19 protein-coding genes are annotated in these 20,342 nt (G+C 71.8%); 7 read left to right on the top strand and 12 right to left on the bottom strand.

What is annotated here, in order from left to right; all coding sequences use genetic code 11:
• The first annotated feature begins 11 nt into the window (after positions 1–11).
• The 4 genes from FRAEUI1C_RS23000 (at position 12) to FRAEUI1C_RS22985 (ending at position 3,565) form a co-directional block, all read left to right on the top strand.
• On the top strand, positions 12–494 hold the full coding sequence (locus tag FRAEUI1C_RS23000; RefSeq protein ID WP_013425750.1) for a hypothetical protein: 483 nt from the start codon (positions 12–14) through the stop codon (positions 492–494).
• A 92-nt stretch (positions 495–586) separates the two neighbouring features.
• On the top strand, positions 587–985 hold the full coding sequence (locus tag FRAEUI1C_RS22995) for a TIGR03618 family F420-dependent PPOX class oxidoreductase (RefSeq protein WP_013425749.1): 399 nt from the start codon (positions 587–589) through the stop codon (positions 983–985).
• Between the two features lie 196 nt (positions 986–1,181).
• A complete protein-coding gene (locus FRAEUI1C_RS22990; RefSeq protein WP_013425748.1) occupies positions 1,182–1,955 on the top strand; it encodes a creatininase family protein in 774 nt (257 codons plus the stop codon).
• On the top strand, positions 1,952–3,565 hold the full coding sequence (locus FRAEUI1C_RS22985; RefSeq protein WP_013425747.1) for a phytoene desaturase family protein: 1,614 nt from the start codon (positions 1,952–1,954) through the stop codon (positions 3,563–3,565). Before FRAEUI1C_RS22990 ends, FRAEUI1C_RS22985 begins: the two co-directional genes overlap by 4 nt.
• A gap of 22 nt (positions 3,566–3,587) precedes the next feature.
• Here FRAEUI1C_RS22985 and FRAEUI1C_RS22980 read toward each other — a convergent pair whose 3' ends face one another.
• Genes FRAEUI1C_RS22980 through FRAEUI1C_RS22970 form a run of 3 tightly spaced genes read right to left on the bottom strand, consistent with a single transcriptional unit; the run spans position 3,588 to position 5,394 of the window.
• Positions 3,588–3,779: a hypothetical protein gene (locus tag FRAEUI1C_RS22980; RefSeq protein ID WP_013425746.1), complete on the bottom strand. Its 192-nt coding sequence runs from the start codon at positions 3,777–3,779 to the stop codon at positions 3,588–3,590.
• Positions 3,776–4,339 (bottom strand): NUDIX hydrolase, encoded by a 564-nt coding sequence (locus tag FRAEUI1C_RS22975; protein ID WP_013425745.1) that lies wholly within the window; start codon positions 4,337–4,339, stop codon positions 3,776–3,778. Before FRAEUI1C_RS22975 ends, FRAEUI1C_RS22980 begins: the two co-directional genes overlap by 4 nt.
• On the bottom strand, positions 4,336–5,394 hold the full coding sequence (locus FRAEUI1C_RS22970; protein WP_232425091.1) for an adenosylhomocysteinase: 1,059 nt from the start codon (positions 5,392–5,394) through the stop codon (positions 4,336–4,338). Before FRAEUI1C_RS22970 ends, FRAEUI1C_RS22975 begins: the two co-directional genes overlap by 4 nt.
• A 431-nt stretch (positions 5,395–5,825) precedes the next feature.
• Between FRAEUI1C_RS22970 and FRAEUI1C_RS22965 the strand changes: the two genes are divergently transcribed.
• Positions 5,826–6,575 carry a GntR family transcriptional regulator gene (locus FRAEUI1C_RS22965; RefSeq protein WP_013425743.1) on the top strand — a complete coding sequence of 250 codons (750 nt, stop codon included), beginning with the start codon at positions 5,826–5,828 and terminating at the stop codon, positions 6,573–6,575.
• Positions 6,576–6,642: 67 nt separating this feature from the next.
• Positions 6,643–7,032: an NUDIX hydrolase gene (locus FRAEUI1C_RS22960; protein ID WP_232425090.1), complete on the top strand. Its 390-nt coding sequence runs from the start codon at positions 6,643–6,645 to the stop codon at positions 7,030–7,032.
• 62 nt (positions 7,033–7,094) lie between these two features.
• Here the strand turns inward: FRAEUI1C_RS22960 and FRAEUI1C_RS22955 are convergent, their stop codons facing one another.
• The 9 genes from FRAEUI1C_RS22955 to FRAEUI1C_RS22915 all read right to left on the bottom strand — a co-directional run bounded on the left by FRAEUI1C_RS22955 (position 7,095) and on the right by FRAEUI1C_RS22915 (position 18,607).
• Positions 7,095–8,399, bottom strand: coding sequence for a serpin family protein (locus FRAEUI1C_RS22955; protein WP_013425741.1), 1,305 nt, complete (start codon positions 8,397–8,399; stop codon positions 7,095–7,097).
• Positions 8,400–8,479: 80 nt separating this feature from the next.
• Positions 8,480–9,844 (bottom strand): FAD-binding oxidoreductase, encoded by a 1,365-nt coding sequence (locus tag FRAEUI1C_RS22950; RefSeq protein WP_013425740.1) that lies wholly within the window; start codon positions 9,842–9,844, stop codon positions 8,480–8,482.
• Positions 9,845–9,969: 125 nt separating this feature from the next.
• Complete coding sequence (locus FRAEUI1C_RS22945; protein ID WP_013425739.1) at positions 9,970–11,199, bottom strand: hypothetical protein; 1,230 nt, start codon at positions 11,197–11,199, stop codon at positions 9,970–9,972.
• Between the two features lie 121 nt (positions 11,200–11,320).
• Positions 11,321–12,250, bottom strand: a complete 930-nt coding sequence (locus FRAEUI1C_RS22940) for an ABC transporter permease (RefSeq protein WP_013425738.1) — start codon at positions 12,248–12,250, stop codon at positions 11,321–11,323.
• A gap of 5 nt (positions 12,251–12,255) precedes the next feature.
• On the bottom strand, positions 12,256–13,014 hold the full coding sequence (locus tag FRAEUI1C_RS22935) for an ABC transporter ATP-binding protein (RefSeq protein WP_013425737.1): 759 nt from the start codon (positions 13,012–13,014) through the stop codon (positions 12,256–12,258).
• Positions 13,015–13,017: 3 nt separating this feature from the next.
• Positions 13,018–14,295 carry an amidohydrolase family protein gene (locus tag FRAEUI1C_RS22930; RefSeq protein WP_013425736.1) on the bottom strand — a complete coding sequence of 426 codons (1,278 nt, stop codon included), beginning with the start codon at positions 14,293–14,295 and terminating at the stop codon, positions 13,018–13,020.
• A 160-nt stretch (positions 14,296–14,455) separates the two neighbouring features.
• Complete coding sequence (locus tag FRAEUI1C_RS22925; RefSeq protein ID WP_368411117.1) at positions 14,456–15,604, bottom strand: methylenetetrahydrofolate reductase; 1,149 nt, start codon at positions 15,602–15,604, stop codon at positions 14,456–14,458.
• A 249-nt stretch (positions 15,605–15,853) separates the two neighbouring features.
• A complete protein-coding gene (gene pruA, locus FRAEUI1C_RS22920; protein WP_013425734.1) occupies positions 15,854–17,479 on the bottom strand; it encodes an L-glutamate gamma-semialdehyde dehydrogenase in 1,626 nt (541 codons plus the stop codon).
• 141 nt (positions 17,480–17,620) lie between these two features.
• Positions 17,621–18,607: a malate dehydrogenase gene (locus FRAEUI1C_RS22915; RefSeq protein WP_013425733.1), complete on the bottom strand. Its 987-nt coding sequence runs from the start codon at positions 18,605–18,607 to the stop codon at positions 17,621–17,623.
• A 111-nt stretch (positions 18,608–18,718) separates the two neighbouring features.
• Here FRAEUI1C_RS22915 and FRAEUI1C_RS22910 point away from each other — a divergent pair, with 111 nt between their 5' ends.
• Complete coding sequence (locus tag FRAEUI1C_RS22910; protein ID WP_013425732.1) at positions 18,719–20,299, top strand: carboxylesterase/lipase family protein; 1,581 nt, start codon at positions 18,719–18,721, stop codon at positions 20,297–20,299.
• Positions 20,300–20,342: the final 43 nt, after the last annotated feature.

The raw sequence follows: 20,342 nt of genomic DNA, 5'->3' as shown, positions 1-20,342 counted from the left end.
GGCTGGCCGCGATGACCTCCGACGCGCTGCCGCCGGCCGGGCGGGCCATCGAACGGGCGGTGACCGACCTTGCGCGGGCCGTCACGGGACGGGACGAGGCGGCGCTGCGGGACGGGTGCGAACGGCTGCGGGGCCACGACGAGGTGCTGGTCCGCGAGGTGCTGCACCGGCTCACCCTCGGCCTGGTCGAACGGGCCTACCCGGACGGGCTGGACGGGGACGACATCCGGACGCTGTTCGGCGAGGTGGCCCGGCCGGCGGCCCCCTGGCTGGGCGGACTCGACCCGGACGCGGTCCTGATCGTGCTCGCCGGCGCGCTGGGCGTGCACCCGCCGGACGACGCGCCGCGGCCCAGCCTCGACCAGGACGCGCTCCCGATCGCCTGTGCCCTCGTCGTCGACGAGCTGCTGCGCCGGCTAGGCGCCCGGCTCGGCCCGGAGCTGGCACGGACGTTCGACGAGTTGCGGGTCGCCCAGACCATGGAGATGCCCTGAGGGCATAACCGCCGTCCGGCGGAACACCCGGTTAGTTGGTCTGGGTTGCGAACTGGTGCACGCCTTGGATCGACGCTGAGGAGATTGCGGACATGGCGGACCTTCTGGTGCCCGAGTCGCACCGGGACCTGTTCACGGGCACCACGATCATGCTGAGTACGGTCAACCCCGACGGGTCGATCCAGACGTCGGCGGTCTGGTCCCTGCTCGGCGAGGACGGCGTGCTGCGCACGTCGCTGTCGAAGAACCGGCAGAAGTACCGGAACCTGCTGGCGAACCCGACCGCGACCGTCTTCGCGCTCGCGGCGGACAACCCGTTCCGGTTCATCGAGATCCGCGCGACGGCCACGATCGAGGACGACAGCGACAAGACGTTCCTGACCAGCCTGCTCGCCACCTACGGCCGGACGCTGGAGCAGTTCGGCGCCCCCGGCCTCGAACCGCGGGTCGTCGTCACCTTCGCGGCTACCCGAGTGCGGCCGAGCGGCTGACCGGCTCGTCCTCGACCGGCCAGCGACTTCACGATCGGGAAATTTGGCGCTGACGGGCTCGTCATGTCGGGTCGCCACAGTGTTGGCCAGGCGCAGTGTTGGCCAGGCGAACATATTGGCCAGGCGAACATTGTGGTGAGGCGGCGGGCGGGGGTGCCTCCATCCGCCGCGGTGGCGCTCGGCGGCTGGAGGCAGCATGACCCGGATCTTTGCCGACCTGAGGGCTCCCGAGATCGCGGACCTGTCGCCGGGGGCGATCGCGGTCCTGCCGGTCGGCTCGGTGGAGCAGCACGGCCCACATCTCCCGCTGTCGACGGACCTGGTCGTCGCCGACACCCTGGGCCGCGACGTCGTGGCGACCTACGGCGACGAGATCGACCTGCTGCTGCTGCCGACCCTGGCCTACAGCAAGTCCAACGAGCACGCCTGGTCGGCTGGCACGATGTGGCTGTCCGCGACGACGATGCTGGCGATGCTCGACGACCTGGGCCGCTGCCTCGCGACGACGCCGATCCAGCGGCTGGTGTTCCTCAACGGCCACGGCGGCAACAGCGCCCTGCTCCAGGTCGCCAGCCGTGACCTGCGGCTCGCGCACGGCCTGCGCACGTTCGTGATGCACCCGTCGGTGCCACCGGACCAGGGCGGGACCTCGCCGGCCACCGAGCTGGGCATGGGCATCCATGCCGGCATCGAGGAGACGTCGGTCATGATGCACCTGCGTCCCGAGCTGGTCCGTCTCGAGCTGGGCACCCGGTCCGTACCCGAGCACCTGGCGTCGTACGAGCGGGTCGGCTTCGGCCGGTCGGTGTCGTTCGGCTGGCTGTCCGACGACTTCGGCACCGACGGCACGATCGGCGACCCGACCGGCGCCACCGCCGAGCACGGCAAGCAGCGCTACGAGGCGATGGTCGAGACCGCGGCCGCGTCGCTGCGGGAGATCGCCCGCTTCGACCCCAAGACCAGTCGGTGACGGCCGACGTCACGGCCGCGGGCGTGCGGCTCCCGGTCCCGGACTCGCTGCCCCCTCGGGCCGACGTCGTCGTCATCGGCGGCGGGCACAACGGGCTTGCCTGCGCGGCCTACCTGGCCCGGGCCGGGCGCTCGGTCGTCGTCCTGGAGGCCCGCGGGCAGGCCGGCGGGTGCGCGTCGACCGTCGACGCGATCGGCGCCCGCGTCAACATCTGCAACTGCGACCACACGATGATCCGGGCGAGCGGGATCGTGGAGGAGCTCGACCTCGCCGCCCACGGCCTGCGCTATCTCGACGTCGACCCGATGCTCATCGGCGTCGGCTGGGCCGACGAGCCCGTCTTCATCCAGTGGCGCTCGATCGAGCGGACCGTCGACGGCCTCGCCCGCGTCGACCCGGCCGCGGCCGACGCCTACCGGCGCTACCTGGACGTCGCGCTGCCCGCGGCGAAGCTCGTGCTGGCCGTACAGGGCGGCCGGCCGACCACGCCGTCGATCGTCGCCACCGTCGTCGCCCGCCAACGGCTGCGCGGCGCGAACGTGCTGCTCGACTGGCCACGCCGCAGCCTGGTCGACGTGCTCACGTCGTTCGGCCTGCCCTCCTGGGTGGTCGCGGCGACCCACACCGTCGGCCCTGCGGTCTGGGGCCTGGGCCCGGACGCGCCGGGCACCGGCCTCGGCGCCCTGGGCCTCGCGATCCGCCACCTTGTCGGCGTCGGCCGACCGGTCGGTGGCAGCGGCGCGGTGCCCGCCGCCCTCGAACGGTACGTGCGGGCCCACGGCGGTCGGGTCGTCACCGGCGCGCGGGTGACCGGCCTCGACGCCAACGGTGGCCGGGTCCACGGCGTGCGCCTCGCCGACGGCCGGCGGGTCACCGCGCACACCATCGTCAACGCCACCGACCCGCGGACCCTGCTGGTCGACTGGCTCGCCGGCGAGCACGCCGCCGCCCGGCTGCGCCGCCGCTGGGCCGCCGCCCCGGCCGAGGACGGTTACGAGTCGAAGCTCGACGCGGTCGTCACCGCGCTGCCGACGCCCCGCGCCGTCGCGGCGCTGCCCGAGGACGTGCTGCCCGAGGCCCTGCGCCACGTCCCGACGACGATCGTCAGCCCCACCCCCGACCAGCAGATCGCCGCGTCCGCCGGCCTGAAACGAGGCCTGATCGCCGAGCGGCCGATGTTCTTCCTGAACCTCCCGTCGGTCCTGGACCAGACGATGAGCCCCGGGCCCGGCGCGCACGTGCTGAGCCAGGAGATCCTCTGGACGCCCTGGGCACTGGCGGGCGGCTGGGGCGGCCGAGCGCTGCCCTGGGGCTGGCTGGAGCAGTACGCCTCGATCTGCGAGAACGGCCCCGAGCTGCTGGCCTCGGTCCGCGACTGGCGCGCGATGACCCCGCCCGACTACGAACGCGAGTTCTACCTGACCCGCGGCTACGTCCCAAGTTTCCCCGACGGCGTGATGTCGGCCCTGCTTGGCCGCCGCCGCGAACTCTCCCGCTACAAGACCCCCGTAGCCGGCCTCTACCTCACCGGCGGCGCCACCTTCCCCGGCGCCGGCGTCTGGGGCGCCTCCGGCCGCAACACCGCCCGCACCATCCTCGGCAGGCACTGACAGACTGAGCCGGCTACTTCGCTTACAGCGAGGGTGATCGCGAAGCGCGGTGCAGCCTGTCGATGATCTCGTCTTCTTCGAACTCGCCGGCGAGTCGGTTGAGGCTGGTCACCTCGAATCCCGGCCCTAGGCCCGACTCGTGGGGTACGAGCCGGTAGGGCCCCTCCTGACGCGCGGCGAGCATCGTGATGCCGGCAGCGCCACCGGTCGTCACGTCCAGGCCTGGTGCTGTGTTTCCAGGAACGTCGGGACTTTCGCCGCGAGCCGTCCGGCAAGCCCGCTGGGTTCGACCCACCTGTAGTCCGTTACCTCGTCGAGTTGGAGGGCCACTCGGTGCAGACCTTCGCGTACGGCGATCCTCATGGCGAAACGGAAGTCGTAATGCACGTGGATGGGCTCACCATTCCCGGGATTGGCTGGTATCTCATGCGCATCGATGTCGACAGGGCCGCCGCCGATCGGTATCACCTGCGATGCATCGATCCCAGTCTCCTCCGCTAGCTCCCGGATGGCCGCCACAAGTGGCGTTGCGTCACCGGGCTCCACGTGACCGCCTGGCAGGAGCCACCGGTTGAGCGTCTTGTGATGAATCTGGAGTATCCTTCCGTCTTCATTCACGACCAGCGCGCCGCATGTGACATGCCCGGGGGTAGTGGATCGTGACGCTATGGGCGCGGGTTTCTCTGCCAGTTCCAGTAGCGGCGCGAGTGCAGTTTCTTCGGCAGGGTACTGCCCGAGGTAGTTACGGACCGATGCGGCGATCAGACTGTTCATTGGTCGGTCTCTCCTTCGCCGTTGAAGGCGTTGAGCCAGTCCCGCGCGATGGTCTCGCGGATCTGTCGGTTGACTTGGTGTAGTCCCGGTTCGATCAGGTGGCCCGAGGTGAGCAGTGCCACCGCCGCCAGAATCTCCCCCTGTACCAGAAAGATGAAGGGGCCGACGGCCGCGCCGTGCACGAAGTTCACGGCATTTCCGTGGTTCAGAAGGTAGAAATAGTGCCCACCGGCCGACAGGCGAGTGACGTGCGGGCCAAGGATTCTTTCTTCATAGGACAGGACGACGTTTGTAAGATCAAGCTCGTCATCCGACGACGTCACCGATGCCACGTACGCACCTGGCCGCAGCCGAGCGAAGTCGTCGCCGACCAGGGCACGCTGCCCGGTCGCGCAGACCACTAGGTGCGCCCTCCTCAGCGCCGCCGCCTTGGACCCGCTCACTGAGAAGCCGTGCGACATCGCCTCCACAGCTCGTACGGGATCAGTCTCGTAGACGGTCGTCCGGACAGACTTTGCCCGCAGGGTGTTCGCGACACTACGGCCGATCTTCCCATAGCCGATGACGCACGTCTCGCCACCGTGAAGAATATCGCCGTGCAACCGAAGGAGCGATTCTGTCGAAAAGACAATCGACTGGCCGACGAGGTAGTCTTCCGGCAGCTTGAGAGGGCTGCGAGCCACGGACACCACCGGGCATGGAGGCTTCCCGGCCGCTACGTACTTCTGGTATCCGTTCTCTGTATCCTCGACGACACCGAGGATGTGGCCGCTGAACCGGCCCACCACATACCGGAGAGTCGGAGCAAAATAGCCGCCAATGTCTAGAAGAACGACGTCTCGGCCGCCAACGCGACTCTCTAGATAGTCGAGAACGAGGCTCCGGTCAAGGAACCGCTCCCGATCTAAGGAATCGCAGCGGTACCGCGATGCAATGGCCTCCATTGTGGCGGCATCACACGATCGCGGCTTCGGCAGCACCGCTCCCACGCTGGTGAGCCCTGCCAGCCCATCGAGAAAATATGGTCGGTCCGGCAGCATATGCGTCACGACCATTGCCGCCACATCCGGTCTTGCGCTGAAATGTAGCCCGACCGAACGGAAGTATCCTTCAATGCGTTTCCGCGCCGCTGGCTCCGAACTCAGCGCCGCGTTGGCCCCCTGCAAGGGCTCTCGGCTCACCAGTCCGGAACCATGGGCAGACACCCTGCCCATGGCGGGGGCACACGCCTCCTGGGCTGCATGGGCAGGTGCTTCGACCATGATCGTCCCTTCGCGAGGGGCTAGCCGCGAGTGACGCGCCAGGCTCTGGCCGACCGTCCGCCATCCCGATTGCCGTCTAGGCAACCGTAAGGGGATCGTAGGGACTCGTCAAGCCCTTACGATGCATAGCTGGCGTGCCAGGACCACCAGGCGGGTAGGCGAACCGTAGTCTGTAGACGAGCGATCAAGGACCCGACCACGGGTTACAGAAGGGACTACCGTTCATGCCGCGCCAGCCCGCGAAGGCAACCCAACTCGCGGACGCTCTCGCGCTCCAGATCGAGAATGGCACCCTCAAGCCAGGCACCTGGCTGCCGTCGTGGGCCAACCTGGCTGCCCAACACGGCGTTGTGATCTCGACCGTGCGGCGCGCGTTGGCGATGCTCGCCGACCGCGACCTGATCGAGTTGGTGCCCGGCCGGGGCGCCATCGTTGGCCCGTCAGCGGGCATGACTCGTCAGGCTTCCGATGTCACACGGCAGGAGGGCGCCTGGCGAGGCTTTCTGCTCAGCGTCGTCGAGGCAGGGGCCGAGCCTTTCACTGACACGGTCATCCGCGACACCGGCGCCACGGCTGAGATCGCTTCTTGGCTCGCGGTGCCGATCGGCACGACCGTTGTGGAACGCGACCGCACACAGGGGCAGATGGTCGACGGTCAGCGCGAGCCGCTCCAGATCGCCACCACGTGGTTTTCTCCGCAGATCACCGGCGAACTGCCCATCCTCCGGCAACTCAGCACAGGTCCGGGCGGGATGTACTCGCGGATGACAGACGCCGGCCACGTGCTCCGCTGGGAAGATACTGTCACCGAACGCGTAGCCACCTCCGACGAACGGTCGCGACTCGGTCTTTCGAGGGGCGCCCATGTCCTGTTGATCTGGCGCCGCTGCTACAACCAGGACCAGCGCATCCTGGAAGCGACCCGGCGCGCGATCCGTTCCGACCGAAGCCCGGTGGTCTACCGCTATGAATAGTGCAACCCCGCCGATCGCGACACCCCGGGTCGCGGCTGGAGTACTGTTCTTCGACGATGACGGCCAGGTGCTTCTTGTCGACCCCTCCTATAAACGGGGCTTTGAGGTACCCGGCGGCTATGTCGAGCCTGGCGAGTCGCCCCGAGCAGCCTGCGTCCGCGAAGTACGCGAAGAACTCGGGATTGAACCGCCCATCGGCGGACTCCTCGTCGTCGACTGGGCACCGGCCGCGGACGAAGGTGACAAGATCCTCTTTCTCTTCGACGGCGGCACCCTGGCTCGAAGCTGGCAACGCGACATCGCGCTCCAGGCAGAGGAACTGACAGGCTGGAGCTTCACGGCCGTCGCCGATATACCGGCTGTCCTGCCGCCCCGCCTCAGCCGGCGTGTTCTAGCCGCCATCGCTGTCCGCTCCTCGGCCGGCCCCACATACCTCGAACATGGCGCTGGCGTCTGAGCGGAGCGAGCCCGGGGCAGGCGCGCGGTGCAAAGGTCCGAGAGGCTCGGCGGCCCGCGGGCTCAGACGGCGGTCGGGTCGGTTACGTGGCCGAGGAAGAGTGGCGTTCCGGTGGGGCGGTCGTGGATGACGTACAGGTAGGGGCGGTCGACGGTCAGTTTGCGCCTCGGTGCCACGATCGCCGAGACGCCCATGACGACGGCGGTGGCGGCCGCGGCCTCGGTGCCGTGCTCGTCTACGGCGACGAAGGCCTCCTGTGGGACCGAGGCGATGGACAGCCTCTCGGTGGTGGTCATGCCGCTGAAGTCGGCGCTGTCGCCGAACGCGGTCGGCATGCCCAGCGCGACCAGCGCGTCGTCGAGGCGGACGCGGGTGCGCGTCGTCCACTTCGGCAGGTCCAGCTGGACGCCGGTCACCTGCAGGCCGGTCAGCAGGCGGCGTAGCGCGGTCCCGTCGAGGGCGGCGCGGACCGCCTCGAACCGGCCCTGGTCGGGCAGGATCACCGCCATCGCCAGCTCGCCGCCGGCGTACGGGACGTCGACCGCCTGCCAGTCCGGCCCGGTCGCGTAACCCGCGTCGTAGGCGTCGACGCTCATCAGCTGGGCCTGGACGACCGAGCCGTCGAGGCGGGTGAACGGGGCGGGCTGGGCGTCGCCGAACGGCGAGTTCCAGGGGGCACGCAGGTAGAGCGCGTTGGCGAGTACCAGGCGGGTGGACGGGTCCAGGCCGTCGACGATCTTGGGTATGCGGCCCTTGGTCTGCTGCGAGGTCCAGGCGTTGATCGCCTTCGCGGCGCCGGCCGAGTCGGCGCGGTAGTCGACGAGCCGCATGCCCGCGCCGTAGTGCCGGGCCAGGGTGGTCAGGAACGGCGCCTCCCACTTCTCGCCGTCCTGGCCCCAGAGCGCGTTCGCCACGTCGAGGGTGATCGTCGCCTTCGCGCCGTGCATGTCCTTGCGCGCGCCGGCTCGGGCGTCCAGCGTCAGGGCCAGCGCGTTCAACCCGGGGCCCAGCGGGTCGCCGCCACCGGCCGTCGGGGCGTGCAGCACGGTGTCCAGCTCCGTGGCCGTGCGTCCGACGGCGCCGGCGCGCGCCATGGCCAGGGCCATGACCGCCGAGTACGGCGAGCAGATCAGGTTGCCCGTGGCGGCCGCCGAGAGCCGCCGGTACAGCTCGGCGCTGAAGGCGCTGACGGCGGCGGCTGCCCCGGGGAGGTCGGCGCCGTCCGCGGCCGCGCGGCTCCGGTCCCCTGCCGTCGCCACCGTCCCGCTGGGGGAGCCGTTCGATCCGCATCCGGTGGCCAGCGTGCCCACCCCGAGACCGGCCGCGGCCAGGACCGCGCCTCGCAGGAACTCACGTCGCGCAAGCATGGCCGGTTGGACGCGGCCCCAACCGGCCCGGTTCCGCGATCCTTGTCGGGAACGCGACCCGGCTGGGGGAGGGGCGACAGTCAGGCCGCCGGCAGCTTGCCGGGGTTGAGCAGGCCGTCGGGGTCGAAGCGGGCCGCGGCCGCCCGGATGAGGTCGAGGTTGTAGTGCAGCATCCAGGTGTGCGGGTCGTTGACGTAGACCTCGACGTCGGCCAGCCGGGCCATCCGGTCGTAGAGGGTGTCGACGTCGTCGAAGCGCAGGAACAGCATCGACGCCCAGTCGGGGCGGCCGGTGTCCGGCTGGTAGAAGCCCTCCAGGTGCAGCAGCGACTCGGGGGCGATCTCGGCCACCTCGGCGCGCCGCCCGGTCAGCCCGGGACCCGAGCACTGCAGGTGGGTGAGCTCGGGGCGCACCTTCCGGACCCGGTAGGTGGTGTGGTTGTAGGACAGCGACGTCACCAGCGCCGGGCCCTTCGGCCGGACGGCCTCGACCCGGCCGCCGTGGCGTTCGACGATCGCGGTCGCCGCGTCGACGCTGTCCTCGGTGACGATCCCGCGCACCGACAGGCGGTCGGCCGGCATCGCCGGGTCGGCCGGCCGGTAGGTGGCTACGACGCCCGCCTCGTCCAGGGACAGCAGCCGGGGCGTCGGCGCCAGGTCGAACAGCTCCAGGCCGGCGGCCACGGCGCCGTCCAGCGCGGGGAACGAGGTGAACAGCGCGGTCCACTGCCGCGCCGGGCGCAGGGCGACGGTGGCGGTCGAGATGACCCCGCTGACGCCGTAGGCGTGTGACTGGGCGATGTTGTCCGGGTAGCCGACGTCGACCGGGATGGCGTCGTCGGTGCACGGCACGACCCGCAGCGAGCGGATGTAGCCGTCCCAGATGGCGCCGTTCGCGATCGAGCCGGTACCGCCGGCGCCGCCCGCGATGAAGCCGCCGATCGTGGAGCCCACGGTCGACGGCATGATGGCCAGCTCCTGGCCGGTGGCCAGCGCCGCCTTCTCCATCAGGACGAACGACGCGCCGGCCTCGGCGGTGATCCAGCCGTCCTCGACGGCGAGCACCTTCGTCGCCCGGGACGTGTCGATCACCAGCCCGCCGAACAGCGGGATGCCCTGGCCGTAGTTCCCGGTGCCCTGCCCGCGGACGGTCACCGGGATCCGGTGGCGGTGCGCCGCGCCGACCGCGGCCGCGATCCCGTCGGCGTCCGGCGGGCGGACGACGAGGTCCGCCACGCCGCCGGGCAGCATCGGCGCCAGCACCGGGCTCATGTGCGCCCAGTCGGCCGACGCGGTCAGCCGCGCGGCGTCGTCCCGGGCGACGGCGTCCGCGCCGAGGATCCGGCTCAGCTCGGCGTCGAGGCTCTTGAGCGCCTCCGGATCGACCGGCGTCGGCTCGGGCAGCCGTGCCTGTTCGAAGCGGGGGCGGACCGTGGGTTCCGCCATTCCCTTCCTTCCAGCGAAGCGGCCGTCCGGCGATGCGGCCGTCCAGCGCGATACGGGAGGTCCCGGTGGCCGCCCTGGCAGGGGCGGCCACCGGGACCGGGCCTTTCTCCTGAAGACGAGCAGACCTAGGAGGTCAGGCCGATCTTCGTGTCGAGGAAGGAGTTGTCGTACAGGTCGGTCGGCACGAGGCCAGCCTTGGCCGGCTTGCCTTCCTTGTCGTAGATCGGCGTGAGAATGCCGATCAGCTGCTGGACGCGGGCGCTGTCGAAGTCACCGAGGGTCGGGGTGGCGCCGTCGCCGATGATGCCCAGCGACTTCATCGTCGAGACGGCGTAGTCCGCGACGCCGTCCGAGTACGTCCAGCCGTTGTTGTACTTGTTCACCAGGTCGACGATGAGCTTGTTGGTCGCGCCCGGGTTGCCCACGAAGTCGACGATCGCCTGCTGCATGATCGGGATCAGCTTCGTCAGGCAGGGCTTGAGCGCGGCTTCCTTGTCGGCCCGCACGCCGATGGCCTGCTGGTAGAAGTTGAAGCCCGCGTCGGCGACCAGCTGGTACTTCAGCGGCTTGTCCCAGGACCGGACCTCGTGCGACCAGGTGTACGGCTCGGAGGTCGCGAAGCCCTGGACGGCGTACTTGCCGCCGGAGGCGACGAAGTTCGTCGGCGTGCCGTCATAGGAGCCGTCGATCTGGCTCTTCTTCAGGATGCCGGCACCGGTGAAGTAGTCCATGTAGGCGGCGCCCTGGAAGTACAGGACCTTGGTGTCGGTCTTGCCGATGTCGGCGATGGTCTTGAAGTCCGGGTGCGAGGCCGGGTCCCACTGGATGATCTGCGGGCTCTTCTCCAGCCCGGCCAGCAGCGCGACGGTCGGCTGGGTCTTCGACAGCTGGATCTGCTCGTCGGTGGAGACGTAGCCGATCGTGATGCTGTTGTCGGCATACAGCTGCGAGGTGACGGTCTGGAAGCCGATCGCCGGGCCGCCGGCGCGGATCTGCAGCTTCACCCCGGTGTCGACGCCGCCATGGGCCACCAGCTCGCTGGTGACGGACTTCTTCTTGGTGTCGATCGACGGGTTCGGGCCGAGCAGCTGGTACTGGCCGCCGTGCTCCGACTCCGGGTTCCAGTCGGACTGGAGCACGATCGTGCTCGGGCAGCCGGCTGCCTTCAGGTCGTACTGGGCTGGCACCGCGCCGCCGGCGGCGGCGGAGGCCGGTGTGCCGGACGAGCCGCCGGTGGTGCTGCCGCCACAGGCGGCGGCGACCAGGGCGACGGTGGCGGCGGCCGCCGTGGCCGCGACGAGCCGGCCGCGGCCCAGGCGCGCGATCCCGCTAATGGACCTAGATGAGACGGTCAACGAGTCTCCCCCTGCGTCCTCAGGCGCTGCGGCCTGGGATGGCGTTGATGGACGTGGAGCTGTGGTGCGGTGATGCGGGTTCTCGCGCCGCGAATGCTCGCGCCGCGAGAAGACGAGGGGTTCAGCCTCGCTTGGGCTGGTACCACCGGCCGACGACGCGGCGGGAGAGCCAGCCGAAGAACACGAAGACAGCTATCCCGAGCAGGCTGGCGACAATGGTCGTCGCCCACAGCCGCTCGCCCTCCAGCCGCGAGCTGTACACGGACAGGTTGGTGCCGAGCCCGGCATTGCCCTGCTTGAAGAAGAACTCCCCGACGATCGCGCCGATTACCGAGAGGCCGGCGGCGACCCGGAAACCGGCAAACATCGCCGGCATCGCGGCGGGCAGCTGCAGTTTCCACAGCCGGGTCAGGCGACCGGTCCGGTGCAGCGAGAAGAGCTCGTGCATGCCGCGGTCGACGGACTGCAGGCCGAACAACGTGTTCGACACGATCGGGAAGAACGCGATGATGACGCAGACGATCGTCCGGCTGGTCAGCGCGAACCCGAAGAAGAAGCTGAGTACCGGGGTCAGCGCGAGGATCGGCACCGTCTGCAGGACGACCGCCCACGGGTAGAGCCCGTTCTCCAGCCACTTCGCCTGGTTCATCAGGATCGCCGCGAGCACACCCAGCACGATCGAGATCCCGAGACCTATGAACGTGACGATGCAGGTGTACTTCAGGGCCTCCAGGATGGCCTTGAGGTTCGACCAGTCGAAGAAGCCGACCCGGACGACCTCGTGCGGGAACGGCAGCATGAAACGCTGCTGCGGGGTCAGCGCCAGCCACGTCACCAGATACCAGCCGCCGATGAACACCGCGAACACGACAAGCGGCAGCAGGAACCTGTTGACGAACCCGACCGCCCCGCGCAGCCGGAAGGCTCCCGCCTGCCCGTGGAGCACGGCGAAGTCAGCCGCGTGCGGCACGAGCAGGCCATCGGGCCCCGGTGGAGCGGCGGTCACGACCGGCCCGGCGGGGCCCGCCGGCGTCACGGAGTCAAGCGACATGATCCTCACTCGTCCCTGAGATGGCGGGAGACCTCGCCGCAGAGCGCGGCGAACTCGGCGCTGTACCGGATCTCCGGGACGCGCGGGTAGGCGAACGGGACGCCGACCTCGGCCTTGATCCGGCCCGGCCGGGCGGTCATCACCAGCACCCGGCTGGACATGAACACCGCCTCGGCCACCGAGTGGGTGATGAACAGCGCCGCGAACCGCTGCTGGGTGAACATCCGCAGGAGCTCGTCGTTGAGTCGTTCCCGGGTGATCTCGTCCAGCGCGCCGAACGGCTCGTCGAACAGGAAGACGTCCGGGGCGAGCACCATCGACCGGGCCAGCGACGTGCGCATCCGCATGCCACCGGACAGCTCGTGCGGCAGGTGCTTCTCGAAGCCGGCGAGCCCGACGAGCTCGATCGCCGCGGCCACCCGCTGCTCGCGCTCGGCCTTGGGCAGGCCCTCCAGCTCGGCGAGCAGCCGGACGTTGTCCCGCACGCTGCGCCAGGGCAGCAGGGTGGCGTCCTGGAACACGTAGCCGACGGACTTCGACTGGACGTCGACCGTGCCGTCGGTCACGTCGTCCAGGCCGCTGGCCAGGCGCAGCAGGGTCGACTTGCCGCAGCCGGACGGGCCGACGACGGAGACGAACTCGCCGGGCGCGACGGTCAGGTCGGCTGCCGCGAGCGCGACCGTCCCGTCCTTGAACCTCTTGCTGACCCCGGCGAAGCGCAGCGCCGCGGTGGTCGCGGGTGGGGGCTCGGTCGTCATCGTCATCGGCTAGGCCTTCGGTCCGGAGGAGACACTCGCCAGCGAACGTGCCGGCCCCGGCCCGCCCAGGACCGTCGGCGGCACGGCGAGCTCGGAGTGCACGACGGTGTGGGCGACGATCCGCCCGTCCCGCCAGACGGTGCGGGCGACGCCTGCGGCGCCGAGGGCGTCGAGGGCGTCGGCCCCCGGAATCGCGACGAGGTCGGCGGGCGCGCCGGGGGAGAGGTCGACCGCCGGCAGGCCCAGCGCCGCGCGGGGCGCCTCGGTGACCGTGTACAGCGCGCGGGCCGGGTCGAGATGGCCGGCGATGACCATCAGCGCCGCGACCTCCAGGGCGTCGCCTCGGCCGACCAGGTGGAACGGGTCGCGCAGGTTGTCACCGCCGGCCGCGACCGTCGCCCCGGCCCGCAGCAGCGGCGCGACGGCGGTGAGCCCGCGCGGTGTCGCGACCGGGTGGCCGCGGCCCTGCAGGAACAGGTTGGTCTGTGGGAGCGCGACGACGGCGATGCCGGCGGCGGCGACCTGCTCGGCGATCTCCTCCTGCCGGTCGACCGGCTGCATCGAGAGGCTGACGCAGTGGCTCGCCGTCACCGGGTGCGGGAAGCCGGTGCGGCTGACCAGATCGGCCATCGTCACCAGGCTCAGCGCCGCCGGGTCGAGGGTCTCGTCGGTGTGCAGGTCGATCGGCACCCCGGCCTCGCCGGCCGCGTCCAGGCACGCGGCGACGGCCCGGTCCGGGTCGTCCTCCATGTGCGGGCAGCCGCCGGCGACGTCCGCGCCCAGGCGCAGCGCCGCCCGCAGCAGCGGCCCGGACGTGTCGTTGACGAGGGCGGCCAGCTGCAGGTCGACGACCCCGCGCCAGCGTTCCCTGACCTCGATGAGCGCCTCGAGCCCTTCGAGGCCCACCCCGGTCAGCACGTTGACGTGGGTGCGGATGTGGGTGGTGCCGAACGCGAGGTGGATGCGCAGGGCCGCCTCGGCGCGGGCGATGATGTCCGCCCGCGTCGTCATCGGCCGCAGCGTGTCCATCGCGGCGACCGCGCCGAGCAGGTCCCCGGTGAGGTTGGGGACCAGCGACGCGGTCAGCGCCTTGTCCAGGTGCGCGTGGGGCTCGACGAACGACGCCATCAGCACGTGGCCGGACAGGTCGACATCGCCGGGGCCGACCCCGGCCGCCGTGATCGCGCCGGCCGCGCTGGCGGGCACGACCTGCGCGATCACCCCGTCCGCCAGCTCGACGTCGACGGTCTCGCCCATCGTCCTCCGCGCGGAACGCAACCAGCTCATGCGAGCTTCCGTCCGCCGGTGCCGCGTCGCCGTCCGACCACCGTGTCTCCCGTCTGGCCTGTTGTCCCGCCTGGTGACTGTCTCGCTTGGTGACTGTCTCGCTTGGTGGCTGTCTCGCTTGGTGGCTGTGTCCGTCCGTAGGCGTTTCGTTCCTATTCACTCATGCGCCGGTTGCCCCAGGTGCACCAGTCCCCACCCTCGCGGCCGTCGGGCGGGACCGGCGGCGGGAGGGCGGCCCGGAGCCGCCCAGCACCCGGCGCGCGATCTCGGCCATGGCGGCGGCGAGCGCCACCTCCTGGCCGGGCGGGGCGCCGCCGGAGAGGTTGACGCCGTCGACGCCGGGGATCTCCAGCATCCGTTCGGCGAGCTCGGTGCCCTCCGCGATCCCGGCGGTCTCGATCTCGGCCACCTCGGCCGCCGTCAGGCCGTTCGGGCCGCTCCCGTTCGCGCTGTGGCCGGCCGCGCCGGGCGTCCAGTCGGCGGCGGTCCCGCCCGTGATCCGGTCGAGGTAGCCGGCCGGCAGCCGGTCGCCCGCGAACGAGGCGACGACGGCCGCCGACGCCGCGCTCGTGACGACCGGGACGCAGGCGAGCACCAGCCCGCCGAACCCGGCCGCGCGCAGCTCGCCGACGGCGTCCGCGACCGGCCCGGCCCCGCCGCAGTGGTCGACGAACACCACGTCGGCGCCCGCGTCGATCTTGGTGAGCAGCCGGGCCAGCCGCCGGTCGGTCGGCGGGGTGGCCGGGGCGTGCGCCACCGAGCACAGCGCGCCGCCGTCGCGGGCCGCCGCCGCGGCGGCCAGGGCCACGAGGTCGACGCTGTCCAGGTCGAACACCGCCGCCGCGTCCGGGCGGTGGCCGAGGGCCGGGTGGTCGCCGGTCACGCAGTGGACCGCGACCGCCCCGGCGTCGAGGCAGGCGGCGATCTCCCCCTCGATCGCGACCCGGTTGCGGTCCCGGCAGTTGAGGCCCACCCAGGCAGCCACGCCCTCGTCGGCGAGCAGCCGCGCCCGGTAGGACGGCGGGAACTGGACCCGGGCGCCGCCGTGATCGCCGAGCAGGCAGGCGTCGGCCGCACCGGCGAGCATCGCGGCGCTCGCCCGCAGGCTGGCCGCCGACAGCGGCGCCGCCGGCAGGTCCGCGACGACGACCGGCCGGGTCGCCGCCGCCGCGCGGAAGGCGGCGACCGTCGGGTGCGGGCGGGCGGTCGCGACGCCGTTCGGGCTGGGCGGCGTGGCGCCGAGGCTTCGCGCGTACGGCCAGTCGGCGGCGCGGACGTCGAGGAACGTGCAGGCCCCAAAGCCGGGCACCTCACAGGCGCCTTCGGCGTCGACGCCGGCGCAGGGACCGTGCGCCATCGTCTTCGGGCATCGGGCAGCGGCGTCTCGCCAGGCGGCGGTTCCGTGCGGCCCAATGTCCATCACACGAACAAGGGTGCTGCAGCTCCCGCCGTACTCGGTTTCGGAGTTATCAAAACTGAGTTTCAGACCGGACTCACACCGCCGCTTTCCGTGGCCGCGACCCCGTGCTGCGCCAATAGGACGGCGGGAATGGCGCGGTCAGGTCGGGTAGTGGTGGTCCGTGGGTGGGCGCAGGTTCTCCTTGAGCGCCCGAGGAGCGGTCCAGCGCAGCAGGTTCAGCGGCGAGCCGGCCTTGTCGTCGGTGCCGGAGGCGCGGGCGCCGCCGAACGGCTGCTGGCCGACGACGGCTCCGGTCGGCTTGTCGTTGACGTAGAAGTTGCCGGCCGCGAACCGCAGCGCCTCGGCCGCCGCGACGGCGGCCGCCCGGTCCTCGGCGATGACCGCGCCGGTCAGCGCATAACGCTGGGTGGCCGGCTCGGCCAGGCCGGCTACCACGCGGTCATAGTCGGAATCGGCATACACGTGGACGGCGAGCACCGGGCCGAAGTACTCCGTCGTGAACGCCTCGTCCGCCGGGTCCGAACCGACGAGAACCGTCGGGCGGACGAACCAGCCGCGGCTGTCGTCGGCCTGCCCGCCGGCCAGCACCGTCAGCGAGTCGACCCGCCGGGCGCGTTCCAGGGCCGCCGTCACCCGGGCGAAGGACCGGGCGTCGATGAGCGCGCCGAGGAAGACCGCCGGGTCCAGGACGTCGCCCTGCCGCAGCGCCTCGGTGGCGTCGGCGAGGTCGTCGCGGACCCGCTCCCACACCGAGCGGGGCACGTAGGCGCGGGACGCGGCGCTGCACTTCTGGCCCTGGTACTCGAACGCGCCGCGCAGCAGCGCCGCGCGCAGCACCGCCGGGTCGGCCGACGGGTGCGCCAGCACGAAGTCCTTGCCGCCGGTCTCGCCGACCAGGCGCGGATAGCCGCGGTACTGCCCGATCCGTTCGCCGACCTGGCGCCAGAGCTGCTGGAAGGTCGCCGTGGAGCCGGTGAAGTGGATGCCGGCGAGGTCGGGCTCGGTCAGCGCGACCGCGGAGACGGCCCGGCCGTCGCCCGGGAGCATCGAGATCACCCCGGGCGGCAGCCCGGCGGCCTCCAGCAGGCCCATCAGGAAGTGCGCGGCGAGCTGCTGGGTGGGGGAGGGCTTCCAGAGGACGACGTTGCCCATCAGCGCGGGAGCGGTCGGCAGGTTCCCGGCGATCGAGGTGAAGTTGAACGGGGTGATCGCGTAGACGAAGCCCTCCAGCGGCCGGTAGTCGGCCCGGTTCCAGACCCCCGGCGACGAGGCCGGCTGTTCGGCCAGGATCTGGCGGGCGAACGTGACGTTGAACCGCCAGAAGTCGATCAGCTCGCAGGCGGCGTCGATCTCGGCCTCGTGCGCGATCTTGCTCTGCCCGAGCATGGTCGCCGCGTTCAACGTGTCCCGCCAGGGCCCGGCCAGCAGCTCGGCCGCGCGCAGGAACACGGCGGCCCGGCCGTCGAGGCCCAGCGCCCGCCAGTCCGGCGCCGCCGCCCGCGCCGCGTCCAGCGCCGCTCGGGTGTCGTCCTCGGTGGCCGCGTGGAAGGTGCCGAGGGCGTGCTTGTGGTCGTGCGGCAGGACGACGTCGACGGCCGGGCCGCCACCGGGCCGGCGCTCCCCGCCGATCGCGGCGGTCAGCTCGGTGGGCCCGGCGGCCAGCTCGTCGCAGCGCGCGACCAGCGCCGCCCGCGCCGCGCTCCCGGCCGGATACGTCCGCACCGGCTCGTTGACCGGCACCGGAACGGTCGTGATCGCGTCCATCGCCCACCTCCGTCGTGCCTGGAGGTCTACCCGGCCGGCCGCCGCGCCGCCACCGGGCGGCGCTCCCCGCCGCCGGACGCGATGGTCCGGCGGCGGGCAGTCAGCCCGTCAGGCCCGTGTGGCGAGTGGCAGGCGGGCGGCTCAGACGAGGCCGAGCGACCGGATCGCGTCGCGCTCCTCGGCCAGCTCCGCCACCGAGGCGTCGATGCGGGTCCTGGAGAACTCGTTGAGCTCCAGGCCCTGGACGATCTCGTACGCGCCGTCCTTGGTGACGACGGGGAACGACGAGATCAGGCCGGCCGGGACGCCGTAGGAGCCGTCCGACGGGATCGCCATCGAGGTCCAGTCACCAGCGGCCGTGCCGTTCACCCAGGTGTAGACGTGGTCGATCGCGGCGGAGGCGGCCGACGCGGCCGACGACGCGCCACGAGCGGCGATGATCGCGGCGCCGCGCTTGGCCACGGTCGGGATGAACTCGTCGGCGAGCCACTTCTCGTCGACCTGGTCGGCGGCCGGCTTGCCGGCGACCTCGGCGTGGAAGACGTCCGGGTACTGGGTCGCCGAGTGGTTGCCCCAGATGGTGAGCTTCTTGATGTCCGCGACGCCGACGCCGAGCTTGGCGCTCAGCTGGGACAGCGCCCGGTTGTGGTCGAGACGGGTCATCGCCGTGAACCGCTCGGCCGGGACGTCCGGGGCGTTGGTCTGGGCGATCAGGGCGTTCGTGTTCGCCGGGTTGCCGACGACGAGCACCTTGATGTCGTCCGCCGCGCCGGCGTTGATGGCCGCGCCCTGCGGCTTGAAGATGCCGCCGTTGGCCTGGAGGAGGTCACCGCGCTCCATGCCCGCCGTACGCGGCCGCGCACCCACCAGCAGGGCCACGTTCGCGCCCGCGAACGCCTTCGTCGGGTCGTCGAAGATGTCGACCCCGGAAAGCAGCGGGAAAGCGGCGTCGGCGAGTTCCATCGCCGTTCCCTCGGCGGCCTTGACCGCCTGCGGGATCTCGAGAAGTCGCAGCTTGACCGGGGTGTCCGGGCCGAGGAGCTGGCCGGACGCGATCCGGAAAAGGAGCGCATATCCGATCTGCCCGGCGGCGCCAGTTACGGTTACGTTGACGGGTGTACGTGCCATGGCCCGGATGCTATCCTCCTGCGTCCGCTCCCGCCGCGTCCACGAGGCCGGTAGGCCCCTGGTTGGGCGTGGCGCCGGCCACAGCCGGCCGTCCCCAGCCCTGGAGGTCGCGTGACCGGCGTCGTGGAGACCACCGCCGGCCTGGTGACGGGGCGCGTCGAGGACAACGGGACGCTCGCCTTCCTGGGCGTTCCCTACGGCGGGCCGACGTCGGGCGGCCGGCGGTTCCAGCCGCCGGTGCCGCCCGAGCCCTGGGCCGGGGTGCGCGACTGCACCCGCTGGGGCGCCCGGTGCAAGCAGTCGATGCTGCGGCTGGGGGCGCGCTACGGCGCCGACGACCCGAGCGCCGACCGGTCGGCCACCCTGCGGCGCAGCATCACGCTGATCAACCTGACCGGTGGCGGCGACCAGGGCCCGGTCAGCGAGGACTGCCTGAACCTCAACGTCTGGTCACCCGGCCGCGACGACGCCCGCCGCCCGGTCATGGTCTGGCTGCACGGCGGCGGTTTCTCCAGCGGCAGCGCGAACAACGCCGTGTATTTGGGGGACCGGCTGGCCAGGCGCGGCGACGTCGTCGTCGTGACCGTCAACCACCGGCTCGGCGTCCTGGGCTTCCTGCACCTCGCCGGGACCGGCGGCGACCGCTGGGCCGGCTCGGGCAACGCGGGCCTGCTCGACATCACGCTCGCGCTGGCCTGGGTCCGCGACAACATCGCGGAGTTCGGCGGCGACCCCGGCCGGGTGATGGTCTTCGGCCAGTCGGGCGGCGGGGCGAAGGTCTCGAACCTGCTCGCCATGCCGGCCGCGCGCGGGCTGCTGCACCGGGCCGCGATCCAGAGCGGGCCCGCGCTGAGGGCCGTCACCGCCGACCGGGCCGACCGGGCCGCGCACGCCGTGGCGCGTGCCCTCGACCTGGACCCGCGCCGCGATCTGCACCGGCTGGCGGACGTGCCGAGCGCGGCGCTGATGACCGCGGCGGCGAAGGTGACGCTGGCGGGCGCGGGACCGGGCCCGCTGGGGTTCGCGCCCGTGCTGGACGGGACGACGATCCCTGCGCACCCGGGCGACCCAGGACCCGCGCCGGCCGGCCGCGACGTGCCCGTGCTGATCGGCTGCACGGCCGACGAGGCGGCCTTCATGTCCGCCTTCCACCCGCGGTTCGGCGCGTTCACGATGGACGAGGTCACGCCGGGACTGCGCGACGCCTGGGGCGAGCGGACCGAGGAGCGGGTCGAGCTGCTGCGCCGGCTGCGGCCCTACTGGACGCCGTCGTTCCTGCGGGCCTGGAGCCAGGGCATCGGCTTCCAGACCAGCACGTTCCTGCTCGCGGACCGGCGCGCCGACGGGGCGACCGCGCCCGTCCACGCCTACCTGCTGTCCTGGCGCAGCCCGGTGCTCGACGGCATCCTCGGCGCCCCGCACTGCCTGGACCTGCCGCTGGTCTTCGACAACCACGACCGGGCCCGCATCGGTGGCGCCGACCCGGACGTGCACCGCCTGGTCGACGAGGTCGCCGGGGCCTGGATCGCGTTCGCCCGCGAGGGCGACCCGAACCACCTGGACCTGCCCGACTGGCCCGCCTACACGACCGAGGCCCGCTCGACGATGGTCTTCGACCGGCCGACCCGGCTGGTCGAGGACCCGGAGCCGGAGATCCGGGCCGAGTTCGCCCCGTCCCCGATGTTCCTCTGACTCCGAGGGCCGGTGACGCCGAGGGCCGGTGACGCCGAGGGCC

This window comes from Pseudofrankia inefficax (assembly GCF_000166135.1).
GTDB lineage: Bacteria > Actinomycetota > Actinomycetes > Frankiales > Frankiaceae > Pseudofrankia > Pseudofrankia inefficax.
The sequence above is the reverse complement of the archived record's forward strand: the minus strand, read 5'-3'. Positions and strand labels throughout refer to the sequence as shown.

What these genes read in the sequence shown, in the direction of transcription:
- FRAEUI1C_RS22950 (WP_013425740.1), bottom strand. Translation starts at nt 9,844, where the DNA reads ATGGCGGAACCCACGGTCCGCCCCCGCTTCGAACAGGCACGGCTGCCC.
- FRAEUI1C_RS22955 (WP_013425741.1), bottom strand. Translation starts at nt 8,399, where the DNA reads ATGCTTGCGCGACGTGAGTTCCTGCGAGGCGCGGTCCTGGCCGCGGCC.
- FRAEUI1C_RS22965 (WP_013425743.1), top strand. Translation starts at nt 5,826, where the DNA reads ATGCCGCGCCAGCCCGCGAAGGCAACCCAACTCGCGGACGCTCTCGCG.
- FRAEUI1C_RS22915 (WP_013425733.1), bottom strand. Translation starts at nt 18,607, where the DNA reads ATGGCACGTACACCCGTCAACGTAACCGTAACTGGCGCCGCCGGGCAG.
- FRAEUI1C_RS22930 (WP_013425736.1), bottom strand. Translation starts at nt 14,295, where the DNA reads ATGAGCTGGTTGCGTTCCGCGCGGAGGACGATGGGCGAGACCGTCGAC.
- FRAEUI1C_RS22975 (WP_013425745.1), bottom strand. Translation starts at nt 4,339, where the DNA reads ATGAACAGTCTGATCGCCGCATCGGTCCGTAACTACCTCGGGCAGTAC.
- FRAEUI1C_RS23000 (WP_013425750.1), top strand. Translation starts at nt 12, where the DNA reads ATGACCTCCGACGCGCTGCCGCCGGCCGGGCGGGCCATCGAACGGGCG.
- FRAEUI1C_RS22940 (WP_013425738.1), bottom strand. Translation starts at nt 12,250, where the DNA reads ATGTCGCTTGACTCCGTGACGCCGGCGGGCCCCGCCGGGCCGGTCGTG.
- FRAEUI1C_RS22970 (WP_232425091.1), bottom strand. Translation starts at nt 5,394, where the DNA reads ATGGTCGTGACGCATATGCTGCCGGACCGACCATATTTTCTCGATGGG.
- pruA (WP_013425734.1), bottom strand. Translation starts at nt 17,479, where the DNA reads ATGGACGCGATCACGACCGTTCCGGTGCCGGTCAACGAGCCGGTGCGG.
- FRAEUI1C_RS22995 (WP_013425749.1), top strand. Translation starts at nt 587, where the DNA reads ATGGCGGACCTTCTGGTGCCCGAGTCGCACCGGGACCTGTTCACGGGC.
- FRAEUI1C_RS22990 (WP_013425748.1), top strand. Translation starts at nt 1,182, where the DNA reads ATGACCCGGATCTTTGCCGACCTGAGGGCTCCCGAGATCGCGGACCTG.
- FRAEUI1C_RS22935 (WP_013425737.1), bottom strand. Translation starts at nt 13,014, where the DNA reads ATGACGATGACGACCGAGCCCCCACCCGCGACCACCGCGGCGCTGCGC.